At 73.0% G+C, this 13,019-nt stretch carries 11 protein-coding genes; 2 read left to right on the top strand and 9 right to left on the bottom strand.

Annotated features, from left to right (window positions below; genetic code table 11):
- Nucleotides 1-48: 48 nt before the first annotated feature.
- From VGR37_17725 to VGR37_17685, 9 genes are all read right to left on the bottom strand, one after another.
- Nucleotides 49-3,069 carry a PAS domain S-box protein gene (locus VGR37_17725; protein HEV2149246.1) on the bottom strand — a complete coding sequence of 1,007 codons (3,021 nt, stop codon included), beginning with the start codon at nt 3,067-3,069 and terminating at the stop codon, nt 49-51.
- Between the two features lie 107 nt (nt 3,070-3,176).
- Nucleotides 3,177-4,916: an ATP-binding protein gene (locus VGR37_17720; GenBank protein ID HEV2149245.1), complete on the bottom strand. Its 1,740-nt coding sequence runs from the start codon at nt 4,914-4,916 to the stop codon at nt 3,177-3,179.
- A 42-nt stretch (nt 4,917-4,958) separates the two neighbouring features.
- On the bottom strand, nt 4,959-5,852 hold the full coding sequence (locus VGR37_17715; protein HEV2149244.1) for a haloalkane dehalogenase: 894 nt from the start codon (nt 5,850-5,852) through the stop codon (nt 4,959-4,961).
- Between the two features lie 40 nt (nt 5,853-5,892).
- Nucleotides 5,893-6,414, bottom strand: coding sequence for a DUF192 domain-containing protein (locus VGR37_17710; protein HEV2149243.1), 522 nt, complete (start codon nt 6,412-6,414; stop codon nt 5,893-5,895).
- 49 nt (nt 6,415-6,463) lie between these two features.
- The gene (locus tag VGR37_17705) at nt 6,464-7,186 is read right to left on the bottom strand and encodes an alpha/beta fold hydrolase (GenBank protein HEV2149242.1); all 723 of its coding nucleotides are present in this window, start codon (nt 7,184-7,186) and stop codon (nt 6,464-6,466) included.
- Nucleotides 7,187-7,220: 34 nt separating this feature from the next.
- Nucleotides 7,221-7,607 carry a hypothetical protein gene (locus VGR37_17700; protein HEV2149241.1) on the bottom strand — a complete coding sequence of 129 codons (387 nt, stop codon included), beginning with the start codon at nt 7,605-7,607 and terminating at the stop codon, nt 7,221-7,223.
- 63 nt (nt 7,608-7,670) lie between these two features.
- Entirely contained in the window at nt 7,671-8,063 is a 393-nt protein-coding gene (locus VGR37_17695; GenBank protein HEV2149240.1) for a type II toxin-antitoxin system VapC family toxin, read from the bottom strand.
- Between the two features lie 3 nt (nt 8,064-8,066).
- Complete coding sequence (locus VGR37_17690) at nt 8,067-8,297, bottom strand: type II toxin-antitoxin system prevent-host-death family antitoxin (protein HEV2149239.1); 231 nt, start codon at nt 8,295-8,297, stop codon at nt 8,067-8,069.
- A 73-nt stretch (nt 8,298-8,370) separates the two neighbouring features.
- Nucleotides 8,371-11,244: an FAD-binding and (Fe-S)-binding domain-containing protein gene (locus VGR37_17685; GenBank protein ID HEV2149238.1), complete on the bottom strand. Its 2,874-nt coding sequence runs from the start codon at nt 11,242-11,244 to the stop codon at nt 8,371-8,373.
- A gap of 258 nt (nt 11,245-11,502) precedes the next feature.
- Here VGR37_17685 and VGR37_17680 point away from each other — a divergent pair, with 258 nt between their 5' ends.
- On the top strand, nt 11,503-12,060 hold the full coding sequence (locus VGR37_17680) for a hypothetical protein (GenBank protein HEV2149237.1): 558 nt from the start codon (nt 11,503-11,505) through the stop codon (nt 12,058-12,060).
- 60 nt (nt 12,061-12,120) lie between these two features.
- A partial coding sequence (gene gluQRS / locus VGR37_17675) for a tRNA glutamyl-Q(34) synthetase GluQRS (protein ID HEV2149236.1) occupies nt 12,121-13,019 on the top strand: 899 nt, incomplete at its 3' end.

Below are 13,019 nucleotides of genomic sequence, written 5' to 3'. Positions count from 1 at the left end.
GGGGCGGGGGGCCCGGCGCCGCGGTCGGCCGTGGACTCCGGCCTGCGGCTACGACTCCTGCGCCGCCAGCGTGGCCCGGAGCGCACGCAGGCTCGTCCGCTCCGCGTGCTCCAGCAGGCGAGCGGGGAGGTCGGGCTCGCGCGTGCGCGCCTGGAGGCCGGCCTCCCCCGGCACGGAGCCCGCCACCTCCTCCCGGAGGATCTGGAACTCCCGGGCCAGCGCCTCCTCGCTCCAGCCCAGGCGGGCGCGCTGCTCCCCGTGGAGCATGGCAACGAGCCGCTGGATTTGCGTGCCCTCCCGGAGCAGCACGTACGGGTCGGCCGTCCCCTCCTCCAGGATCACGAGCGACTGCGCGACGTCCGCCAGCAGCGTGGAGAGGTGGTCCTCCACGTCCGCGGCCGGGAGCGTCGCGGCCCGGGGGACGAGCGGGTCCGCCCGGAGCCGCTCCACGAAGCCCACCAGGATCCGGTCGGCGTGCTCCCGGAGGGCACGGCCCACGCGGGCGAGGCTGTGGGGCTCGGAGTCCAGCTCCTGCACGATCTCGTCGACGCTGGGGCCCCGGCGCTGGCGCGTCGGCAGCCACAGCGTGAAGGTGGAGCCCCTTCCGACCTCGCTTTCCGCCGCCAGGTCTCCACCCATCAGCCGGGCGAGCTGGCGGCTGATGGTGAGCCCGAGCCCCGTGCCCCCCTGGGTCCGGGTGTGGCCCTGCTCGGCCTGCACGAAGGGCCGGAACATGCTCTCGACCTCCTGCGGCGCGATCCCGATCCCGGTGTCCTGCACGCGGATGTAGGCCCACGGCCCATCCTCGAAGAGCTGGGCTCCCGGATCGGGGCGGTCCCGGGTACCGCAGGTGACCCGGACCTCTCCGCCCGGGTCCGTGAACTTGATCGCGTTGGAGAGCAGGTTCACCAGGATCTGCCGCACCCGGTCCTCGTCCCCCACGTAGACGGTCCCCTCCTCGGCGGCGCAGCGGTCGGTGAGCGTGACCCCTTTCCGTACCGCCTGCGGGCCCACCATGGCGAGCGCGCTCTCCACCGCGTGGGCGGCGGAGACCCGCTCGTGCGCCACCTCCATGCGCCCGGCCTCCACCTTGGCCAGGTCCAGGATGTCCTCGACCAGGGCCAGCAGGTGCCGGCTGCTCGCGCGGACCCGCTCCAGCTGGTGGCGCTGGCCGTCGGTGACGGGTCCGGCGATCTCCATCTCCAGCAGATCCGTGTAGCCCGCGATGGCGTTGATGGGGGTGCGGATCTCGTGGCTCATGTTCGCGAGGAACTCGCTCTTGGCCCGGTTGGCCGCCTGCGCCTCCTCGCGCGCCTCCTCCGCCTCCCGGAACAGCCGGGCGTTGTCGATGGAGTACGCGATCCGCCGCCCCAGCTCCTGGAAGAGGGCGAGGTGGTCGCCGTCGAAGCGCCGTCCCGACTCGGCCTGCGCGAGCGCCAGCGCCCCCAGCGTCCTCCCCCGCGCGATGAGCGGCACGACCAGGTAGGACCGGGGATGGAGCTGCCGCAGCGTTTCCCTGGAGTCCGCGTCGTGCGCCATGGCCTCCAGGTGCTCGTCCGTGATCTCCGCGACCAGCTCGGGAGTCCCGGTCCGCATCACCCGCGCGGCGGGCATCTCCGAGTCCAGCTCGAGCGGGTTCCGGCGCATGAGCCCTTCGAACGCCTCCTGCTGCGCCGAGTTCGCGTGGGTCGCCTCCAGCCGGCGGACCTCCCCGCCCTCCAGCAGGTAGATCGTGCCGTAGTCGGCGAACTCGGGGACGAGCATGCGGGTGATCTTCTCCAGCGTGTCCTCGTCCCCCAGGGCGTGCGCGAGGATGCGCCCGGCCTCGGAGAGGAGGTGCTGCGCCAGCTCCGCCCGCCTGCGCTCCGAGACGTCCTGGAAGGTGCTCACGACGGCCAGCGTCTTCCCGTCGGCGTCCCGGACCGGCGCCGCGTTCACGGACAGGTGGGCGACGACGCCGTCTCCGCGCCGGTAGAGGACGTCCTCCTGGCGCACCGTCTCCCCCCGGAGGAGCGCCCGCGCGATCGGGTACTCTTCGGCCGTGTAGGGGGTCCCGTCCGGGTGGATGGCCCCGTACTCCGCGAAGGCGCGGTAGTCCTCCCGCACGATCGTCGGGTGGCCGAGGAACCGCTCTGCTTCCTCGTTGTGGTAGAGGAGCCTGCCCGAAGGGGCCTCGGCGATGGACACGCCCGAGGGCATCTGGTCCAGCACCGCGTCCAGCAGCGCCCGCTCGGCGGAGAGCTCCTTGAGCAGCCGTTCCCGCTCCTCCGCGTGCTCCCGGGCCTCCGTGACGTCCTCGGCGACGCCGAAGATGCCGGCGATGCGGCCTCTGACCCGGTACGGAATGGCGGTCACGCCGAGCAGCACCCTCTGCCCATCCGGCGCGTGGATCGCGGTCTCCACGTACTGCGGCTCGCCGGAGACGGCTTCGCGGAACGCGGCCACCGTGCGGTCCAGGCATTCGGGCGTGACCAGCGCCATGAAGGAGCTCCCGAGCAGCTCCTCCTCCCCACGCCCCGTGACCCGGACGGCGGGCCCGTTGACGGCGGTGAAGCGGCCCTCCAGGTCCAGCTCGTAGACCGGGTCGGGGTTGTTCTCGAAGAAGGCCCGGTACCGCTCCTCGCTGTCCTTGAGCCGCTCCTCGATGGCGCGGCGGACGCTCAGGTCCCGCGTCACCTTCCCGAACCCCAGGAGCGCGCCCCGGTCGTTGCGGATCGCGGTGATCACGACGCTGGCCCAGAAGCGGCTGCCGTCCTTGCGGACCCGCCAGCCCTCGTCCTCCAGCCGTCCCCGCTCCGCGGCCCGCGCGAGCACCTGCTCGGGATACCGGGCCTCCCGTGCCTCGGGCGGGTAGAAGACGGAGAAGTGCCCGCCCACGATCTCCTCCTCGGTGTAGCCCTTGAGCCGCTCGGCCCCGGTGTTCCAGCTCAGGACGCGCCCCCCGGGGTCCAGCATGAAGATGGCGTAGTCGGCCACGCACTCGACGAGGAGGCGGTACATCTCGTCGGAGCCTCGCAGCTCGTCCGCCGACCGGGCGGACGAGGAACAGTGCCGGGGTGGTCTGGTCATACGCAGCAGGACAGGGACTCCAGAGGACTCCGCCGGACGGAAGCGGCTGCTCCTGAGCAAACCGCCTGCCAGCCGCACCGGGCCGCGGGCGGGTGCGCGCGCTCCCCTCAGCTCCCGCGCCGGTCCTCCCCGCTCCTGCGGTCGTCTCCGATGCGCCGGTCGGCGCCGGTGCGGCGCTCCGGCGCGAGGTCGTCCTCGCCGGTGGCCGCCGGGAGCCAGAGCGTGAAGGTGGAGCCCTTGCCCGGCGTGCTCCGGACCGTGAGGCTGCCCGCCATGAGGTGCGCGAGGGTGCGGCTGATGGAGAGCCCCAGCCCCGTGCCCCTGCGGGTGCGCGTGTAGGTGCCGTCCACCTGCACGAAGGGCTCGAAGACCTGCTCCAGCATCCCGGCGGCGATTCCCACGCCGGTGTCTTCCACCTCCACCGCGAGCCACGGCCCCCCGTACGGAGACTCCACCTCCCGCGGAGCCTCCGCGTACACCCTGCAGCGGAGCCGGACCCACCCCTCTTCCGTGAACTTGGCCGCGTTGCTGAGCAGGTTCACCAGCACCTGCCGCACGCGGCCCTCGTCTCCCCAGAACTCCACCGCCGGATAGCAGTCCGTTTCGTCCGAGAGCTGGAGCCCCCGGCTCTCCAGCAGCGGCTGGACGATCCCGAGCGCCTCCTCCACGACCTCCCTGAGCAGCACGCGCTCGCGCTCGACCGTCATCTCCCCGGCTTCGATCCTCGCCAGGTCCAGGACGTCGTTGATCAGCGTCAGCAGGTGCTTGCCGCTCCCCCGGATCCGCGCCACGAATCCCCGCTGCTCCCCGGAGAGCGGCCCGGCCACCCCCGCGTCGAGGAGGTCCGTGTAGCCGATGACGGCGTTCAGCGGCGTGCGGATCTCATGGCTCATGGTGGCCAGGAACTGGCTCTTGGCGCGGTTCGCCGCTTCCGCCTCCTGTTTTGCCAGCACGACGTCGTTGATGTTGGCCGCCGCCCCGATCCAGGCCGTGATCTCGCCTCCCTCGCCGCGGACGGGCATCACCCGCACGCGGTGCCAGCAGTACTCGCTCTCGTGGTTCCGGAGCCGGTCCTCCACCTCGTAGGGGCTGCCCGCCGCGAACGCCTGCTCCCGCGCGGCGCGCACCTTTTCCTGGTCATCCGGGTGAATGGTCCCGCGCCACCCGCCCGCGACCAGTTCCTCCTGCGACAGCCCCGTGTACTCGCGGAACCGCAGGTTGAAGTACGCGGGGGTGCCGTCCGCCTCGTTGTACCACATCAGCTCGGGAGAGGCGTCCACCAGCAGGCGGAAGCGCCGCTCGCTCACCCGGAGCGCCGCCTCCGCCCGCGCATGCTCGGCCACCAGCGCCCGGATCTCGATCTCGGTGACGACGGACGCCGCGAGGTCCTGCAGCGTCGCGATCTCCGCCTCGGTCCACCGCCGGGGCTCCGAGTCGATCGCGCAGAAGGAGCCGAGCGCGTGGCCCCCCGACGTGATCAGGGGGATCCCCGCGTACGCGATCACGTCCAGGTCCCGGATCGCCAGGTTGTCCCGGACCAGGGGGTGCTCCCGTGCGTCCTCGATGACCAGGGGCTCACGCGCGTCGACCACGTGCTGGCAGAAGGAGTGGCTGAGCGGGGTCTCGCGGCGGGACGCCCAGGGCTCCGGCAGCCCCACGCAGCTCTTGAAGAACTGGCGGTCCTGCTCCACCAGGGAGACCAGGGCCACGGGCGCGTCCAGGAGGCGCGAGGCCAGGCGGGCGAGGCGGTCGAAGCTCTCCTCGGGCAGGCTGTCGAGGAGAGCGGTGCGTTCCAGCGCGGCGATGCGGTCCGGGTGGCCCAGGGGAGAGTCGCGCAGCTCAGACATGGGTGATTCGTGAGGGAGGCCGCATCCGCCGCCGGCGCCGGGCTACGGGGTGCGCGCGATGAAGTCCGCGATCACCCGGGCGAATTCCGGGCCGCGGTCCTCCTGGAGGAAGTGCCCGGCGCCGCGGATGGTGGTGTGCGGCTGCCCGGCCGCCCCGGGGATGCGCCGCTGCAGGACCCGGTCCGCGCCCCGGAAGATCGGGTCCAGGTCGCTGAACGCGGTCAGGAACGGCCGGTCCCAGCGTTCCAGCACCTCCCAGGCGCGCCGGTTGGCCGGGGTGGCCGGGTGGTCGGGGGTGAGCGGCACCAGGAGCGGAAACATGCGGGCGCCGGCCTTGTGCTCCGCGCTCGGGAAGGGCGCGTCGTAGGCGGCGATCACCTCCGGCGGGAGCCGGGTGGCGGACCCGGCCTGCACGATCCGGCCGATGGGGAACCAGGGCGACCAGCGGGCGAACGCCTTCCACACGCGGAAGACGAAGGGCGCGCGCCGCTCGCCCGCGGGGAGGAACCCGTTCCCGATCACCACCCGGGCGAAGCGGTCCGGGAGCTCCGCCACCAGCCGCAGCCCGATCAGCGACCCCCAGTCCTGCCCCACCAGCGTGATGCGCCGCAGGTCCCGGGCGGCGATCCACGCCTTAATCCACTCCACGTGGCGGTCGTAGCTGTAGGCGCTCCGCTCCGCCGGCTTGTCCGAGCGGCCGAAGCCCACCAGGTCCGGGGCGACGGCGCGGTGCCCGGCCGCGGCGAGCACGGGGATCATGCGCCGGTACAGGTACGACCAGGTAGGCTCGCCGTGCAGCAGGAGCACGGGGTCCGCGTCGGCGGGGCCCTCCTCCACGTGGTGGATGCGCAGCCCGTCCACCTCCGTGTAGCGCGGGGCGAAGGGGTAGTCCGGCAGATCGGCGAAGCGTTCCTCCGGGGTTCGCAGGATGCGCATGGGATCTCCAGCCACGGTGGATGCCGCCGGCCCCCGGCGGCTACGGTCGGCCCGCGCCCGCCGGGCCGCCGATCTCCTCTAGCAACAGCCGGTCCCCGACGTCGATCCCCCGCCGCGCGAAGTAGCCGCGGTTCACCTCCAGGGCCCCCCGGAACGGCGCCCCGGCGGGGTAGGAAGGGCACCATCGAGAATCGGGGCTGGTGCAGGGCTCCATGGCGTGGATGGCCCGGATGGTCCCCGCGGAGTCCACGAAGGCGATGTCCAGCGGGATCCGCGTGCGGTACATCCAGAACGCGCCGCTGTCGGGCTGGGTCTCCGGGTACCAGAAGAGCATCCCCGCGTCCTGCGGCAGGGACGCGCGCTCCATCAGGCCCATGGCGCGCTGCTCGTCGGTCGTGGCGAGCTCTACGCGCAGCACGGCGGTGTCGGCCCCGGAAGCGACCCGGAGCGTCGCCGTGTCGAAGGCCATCAGCGGCTCGGCCGGAGCGTCGGCGGCGCGGTCGTCCCCGCACGCGGCGAGGGCGAAGGTGAGGAGGAGCTGGGCGATCGGGTACAGTCGCATCGTCGAAGGCGCAGGATGGGAGCGGGGCGGGCGTCGCCTACGCCCGCCTTCATTCATGCAGCGTGTGGGCCATGAGCCACCGGATCGTCTCGTCCATCGCGACCTCCCACTGCTCGCCGTTCATCAGGTGCTCCGCCCCCGGGATCTCGATGTAGCGGGCTCGCGACGGCTCCGGGTGTCCCTCCGCAAGCGCCTGGTGGAAGGCGCGCGCGGCGGCCGGGGGGACGTTCTCGTCGGCGCCGGCGGTGACGGAGAGCAGCGCCGTCCGGTGGAACGCCTCCGGATGCAGGTGTGGGCTGTCGTCCCCCGGCCACTCGGGCGAGCCGAGGATCGCGGCCGCGGCGCGGATGGAGGGCTCCACGAGGAGGCTCCGGTAGACCACGTACCCGCCCATGGAGACTCCCGCCACGGCCACGCGCCGGGGGTTCGCAAGCCCCTCGTCCACCAGCGCCTGCACGACCGCCGGGACGTCCCCCGCCGTCTCGGCGGCGAGCTCCAGCATCGTCCGCCGCGCTGCTTCCCGCGGGGCGCCGATGCGGGCGTCCAGGTCCGACAGGCGGCGGCGTCCGTGCCCTGCGGCATCGACGCCAGCCGCGACGAACCCGGCTTCGGCGAGCCGCTGCAGCTCCGGCCGGTGCACCTCCGCGTCCACCCCGAAGCCGTGGAACCAGAGGACGAGGGGCAGGGGCCCGCTCCCTTCCCTGGGAACCGCAAGCAGGAGCGGGACGCCTCCGACCCGGCGCGGTTCGAAGGTGACGGACGCGGTGTTCACTCGCCGCGGGGAAGAACGGTTTGCCCCGCTGTGCTTAGCTGCGATTCCCAACAGCCTGACGATGCTGATGAGGAGCTGCTGTGTGGGCCTGTTCCAGGGCGCCGATGACCCGCCGGAAGATGTCCTCGGCCATCAGCGCAGCGGCTCGGGAAGCGGAGCCGAATGCGTAGCGCAGCAGCTCGCGCTTCAGCTCGGCCTCGGACCAGTCCGGGTGCTGGGTGCGGAGGCGCGCCAGGGTGAGGCTGCGCGCAGTAAGGCTCATCTCGATCGCGAGCTTCAGGCGCTCCGCTCCGGTCATCCGACGGTAGATGCTCGCCTGGATCTCTGCCGCTTCCGGATTGGTGTCGTTCAGATCGCTATCCCTCTGCTCCCAGGTCATCCGCTCATCCAGGCGCGCGGCACCGCCGTGGCCCAGGAGCATCCGGGCTCCAGCGAGCGCCCGCCCTGTTCGTAACTCGCAGCGATCACCGTCTGCATCCTGTGTCTACCAGATCCGAACGACCCCGTAGAGGTCGAACGTCTCATCGACGCCGACGATGGGCAGTTCCCGTGTGCTCGCCTGGGCGATGATGAGCCGGTCGAATGGGTCCCGGTAGTGCAGCGGGAGCTTCGACACGACGGCGAGGTCGGGGATCTCGACTCCGAGAACGCCGATGCTCTGCCGTTCGAGCTGCTCCGGGATGAACTCCGCGAACGGGCGGGCGAGGGCGAGCTTGCCGAGGCTGAACTTGATCGCGATCTCCCAGAGGCTGGCGACGCTGAGGAAAAGCTCACTCTCCGGTTCCTCCACCACCGCTCGCGCCTGGGCGCTCAGCCGCGGATCGGCTCCGATGAACCAGACGAAGGTATGCGTATCCAGCAGGAAGCGCCCGGCCATCGGCTACATGTACTCCCGGAAGTCTTCCAGCGGGGCATCGAAGTCGTCGGACATGCGGATCAGCCCCTTCGCGCTGCCGAATTCGCGAGGTCTGCGCCTGCGGGAGATCGGGATGATGCGGGCCACCGGCTCGCCGTCCTCGGTGAGGACGATCTCCTCGCCGTCGGCCGCCTCGTGGACGATCTCCACCAGGCGGGCCTGGGCCTGCTTCAGGTCGATCGCACGTTCTCCCATGCTCCATGCTCCCGTTGATCGCGTTCAGCCATTCCCGAATCTAACCTGCCGGATGCGGGGGCCCACCATGCTCCTACTCCGCCATCGCCAGCAGCTCCGCCGTGTGGATCGCCGTCCTTCCCTCGCAGAAGTCGCCGATCTGGCTCCTGCAGGAGAACCCCGGCGCCACCACCAGGTCGTCCGGGGCCGCCCCGCGCACCACGGGGAAGAGCACCCGCTCACCCGCCGCCTTCGACACGTCGTAGTGCCCCCGCTCGTACCCGAACGACCCCGCCATCCCGCAGCACCCGGAGTCCAGCACGGTGAACTCCAGCCCCTCCACCCGCCCCAGCACCTCCCGCGTGGGCTCCATCCCCACGATGGCCTTCTGGTGGCAGTGGCCGTGCACCAGGGCGCGGCGCTCCAGGCGTCCGGGGCGCCAGTCCGGGAGCGAGAGCAGGAACTCCTCCAGCATCATCGCCGCCCCGGCGACCGTCTTCGCCCGCGGGTCGCGCACCAAGTCCGGGAGCTCGTCGCGCAGGGTGAGGATGCAGCTCGGCTCCACGCCCACGATCATGGCGCCCCGCTCCACCTCCGGCGCCAGCGCGTCGACCAGCTCCCGCTGCTTGTCGCGCGCGTGGTCCAGCAGCCCCTTGGAGATCGCCGCGCGCCCGCAGCACACCTGCCGCCGGGGGAGCACCACGCGGAAGCCGGCCCGCTCCAGGACCGTGGCCGTGGCGCGCAGCGGCCCCGCCTGGAAGAAGTTGTGGAAGGTGTCGTCGAAGAGGACCACCGTCGGCCGAGCGTCGCCGTCGCCCCGGCCGCCGCGCCACTCCCTGCGGAAGGGCCGGGCGTCGAACGTCGGCAGCTTGCGCCGGGGGTCCATGTGCGCCGCCGCCTTCATCACCCCGCCGAACAGGGTGCTCCCCAGGTTCGCCAGCCGGGGGGAGACGCTCCCCAGCCGGGCGAAGTCGTGGATCCGCCCGAAGAAGTGCGCCGCCGCGGGGGTGCCCGTCTCGCGGAAGTGCTGCGCCAGGAACTCCGCCTTGTAGCGCGCCATGTCCACCCCGACGGGGCACTCCGTCTTGCACGCCTTGCACTGGAGGCAGAGGTCGAGCGCCTCCAGCGTCTCCTCGCTCCGCATCCCGGCGAGGCTGCCGCGCATGGCCTCGCGCAGCGAGTTGGCGCGGCCGCGGACGGTGTGCTCCTCCTCCAGCGTCACCATGAAGGAGGGGCACATGGTCCCCGCGTCCAGCTTCCGGCAGACGGCCATCCCGTTGCACTTCTCCACCGCCTTGTCCCATCCGCCGTCCGCGGAGTAGTCGAACCACGTTTCCGGCGCCTCGGCGGCGTAGTCCTCGCCGAAGCGGAGGTTGTCGGACATGCGCTGGTAGGGCGGGACGATCTTCCCCCCGGGGTTCATCCGCCCCTCCGGGTCGAACAGGTGCTTCACCCGCCGGTGCAGCTCGATGACCTCGTCCCCGAACATCAGCGGGAGGAACTCCGAGCGGGACAGCCCGTCGCCGTGCTCGCCGGAGAGAGAGCCCCCGAACTCCACCACCAGCGCGGCGATGTCCGCGGCGATCCCCTGCATGCGGCGCACGTCCTCGCCGCGCTTGAGGTTCAGGTCCACGCGGATGTGCAGGCACCCGTGCCCCGCGTGCCCGAAGAAGCCCAGCGTGGTGCCGTGCCGGTTCACGATCTGCTCGAACCTGCGGGTGTAGGCGCCCAGCTTCTCCGGGGGGATCCCGGTGTCCTCCACGAACTCCTGCGGCCGGATGTCGCGCGTGGCGGTGGTGCGGTACAGCAGCCCGGTGGCCGCCTGCCGGAGCGCCCAGGCCGCGGCCTGCACCGCCGGGTCCAGGAAGACGCCGGGGACCGGGGCGCCGGGGAGGCGCAGGGCCCGGGCGGCGAAGTCGTTCGCCAGCTCCGCCACCTCCTCGGGGGAGTCGCCCGAGAACTCGCAGAAGAGCACCCCCAGCGCGTCCGGCTCCACCAGCGCCGCCGTGGCGCGGAACTCGAACAGCTCGCGCGCCCCCTGGAGCACCCGCGAGTCCACGATCTCCAGCGCGGAGAGACCCCGCTCGGGGAGGATCTGGGGGATGGCGTCCATGGAGTCCCAGCGCCCCCGGAAGGAGAGCAGCACCAGGGCGCGGGCGGCGGGGAGGGGGACCAGCCCCAGCTCGGCCTCGACGACCGTCGCCAGCGTCCCCTCCGAGCCCACGATCAGGTCGGCCAGGTTCAGCTCCGGGGTCTCCAGCATGGCGTCGAAGTTGTAGCCGGAGACGCGGCGCGGGATCTTCGGGTAGCGGGCGAGCACGGAGTCGCGGTGCGGCTCCAGGATCCCCAGCACCCGGCGGGCGATCTCCCCCTCGCGGCCGGGCATCGCCGCCACCGCGTCCCGCGCCACGGGGCCGAAGCGGGCAGCCTCGCCGTCGTGGAGGACGCAGTCCAGCGTGTGGACGTGGTCGCCGGTCTTGCCGTAGGCCAGCGAGCGGGCGCCGCAGGAGTTGTTGCCGATCATCCCGCCCAGGCAGCACTGGCGGATGGTGGCGGGGTCCGGGCCGAAGTGGAGGCGGTGCGGGGCGGCGGCGCGGTTCAGGCGGTCCAGCCGCACCCCGGGCTGTACCCGGGCGCGGCGCCTCTCCGGGTCGACCTCCAGCACCCGGTTCATGTACTTGCCGAAGTCCAGCACCAGCGCGGCGCCCACCGTCTGCCCGGCGAGCGCCGTCCCCCCGCCGCGGGGGAGGACGCCCACCCCGTGCTCCGCGGCCAGCCGGTGCGCCGCGCGGACGTCGTCGGCGTCGCGGGGGAGCACCACCCCCACCGGCATGATCTGGTACAGCGAGGCGTCCGTGCTGTACAGCAGGCGGCTCTTGGCGTCGAAGCGGACCTCGCCGCGGACCGTCTCGCGGAGGGCGCGCTCCAGGCGGGCGGCGCGGGCGTCGGGCTGGACTACGGGGAGCATGTCGCGTCGGTCTCGCAGAAGACGGTGCGCGCCCCGCGTCTCGGGGCGCGCCGGGAAAGATAAGCCGCACCGGGGCCGGCGCCACGCGCCTCGGCCCCGCACGGGGGCGGCAATCCCCGGGCCGCCGCCGCGAGGGCCCGGATCCCGCTGCCGCGGCGCGGGTTGCGCGGCCGGCGCACGGGCGGGGATCGTGCGGCGCGGGCGGGGGTATGAGCCGCGAAACACCCGCAGAGCCCCTTTGAGCGATATCGAGGACGGATGCACGTTTACCTGAGAGAAGAGCCGGTCGAGCTGGAGATCCGCGAGACGGACCCCGAGGGGCTGGTCCCCGAGGACTCCGACCTGATCCCGGTGGCCTTCTACGTGGCCGGCAACGAGCGGCCCTCCTTCCGCGCCCTGCTCCCGGCGCAGACGGTGGCGGTCCTGGAGGAGGCGACGCTCGCCCCCGTGCAGCTCGGCGTGCTGGCCGAGGAGCCGGACGCGGGCGCCGAGGTCCACGCCATGGTCGGCCTGTCCGTGACCATGCAGGGCGGCCCGGACGACGCCCTGGAGGCAGGGCCTGACGCCGAGGGGGAGGGCCCGCCGGCGGAGCCCTGGAGCAGCGACCCGGACGCCTGGCGCGGCGAGGCGCACGCGGGCGACGACGAGGACGGCGAGCGCACCGTGCTCCTGGCCTTCGCGCCGCTCGTCCGCCTGCGCCGCAAGTTCCCGGACGACTTCGGCGAGGAGCTGGCCGACCTCCTGGAGAGCGCCCTTGCGGGCGAGACCCGGCCGTCGCTGCAGGCGAGGATCGACGACATGCTGGGAGGGACCTGAAGTGCGAAGGTGCGGGAGTGCGGGAGTGCGAAAGTAGGACGCTCCTGGCGGTCGCGCCGAATGGTCCGGGGTAGGTTCGCGCCCAGCCCCACGGGGCGGCTGCACCTGGGGAACGCCCGCACCGCACTCCTCGCATGGCTGCACGCGAGGAGCGCGGGCGGGCGCTTCGTCATGCGCGTGGAGGACCTGGACCGCGGCCGGGTGCGCCCCGGGTACATGGAGGCCCAGCTCGACGACCTGCGCTGGCTGGGGCTGGACTGGGACGAGGGGCCGGACGTGGGCGGGCCGCACGCGCCCTACCTCCAGTCCGAGCGCCGGGAGCGGTTCGCGGAGGCGCTCGGGCGGCTGGAGGCCGCGGGGCTGGTGTATCCCTGCTACTGCTCCCGCAGGGAGATCGCGGCGGCGGCCAGCGCCCCCCATGGGGCCAGCGACGAGGGGCCGCGCTACGCCGGCACCTGCAGGGAGCGCCCACGCGGCGCGGGGGAGGTGGGGGGCCCCGCGGCGCTGCGCTTCCGCGTACCGGAGGGGGAGGTGCGCTTCCGGGACGCGGTGATGGGCGAGGTGGCCTTCGACCCGGCGGCGGAGACCGGCGACTTCGTGGTGCGCCGCAGGGACGGGGTCGCCGCCTACCAGCTGGCGGTGGTGGTGGACGACGCCGCCATGGGGATCACGCACGTGGTGCGGGGCGCGGACCTGCTCTCCTCCACGGCGCGGCAGCTCCTCCTCTACCGGGCGCTGGGGCTCCCCGCGCCGGAGTGGCTCCACGTCCCGCTCATGCTGGGGCCGGACGGGGAGCGCCTCGCGAAGCGGCACGGCGCCGTCTCGCTGGCCGAGCTGCGCGGCGAGGGGATCGCGCCGGAAAGGGTGGTCGGGTGGCTCGCCTCCACCTGCGGCCTGGCCGAGCCGGGCGAGCACGTCCGGCCCGCCGAGCTCGTCCCCCGCTTCTCGACGAGCCTCAT

This window comes from Longimicrobiaceae bacterium, from assembly GCA_035936415.1.
Classification (GTDB): domain Bacteria; phylum Gemmatimonadota; class Gemmatimonadetes; order Longimicrobiales; family Longimicrobiaceae; genus JAFAYN01.
The sequence above is the reverse complement of the archived record's forward strand: the minus strand, read 5'-3'. Positions and strand labels throughout refer to the sequence as shown.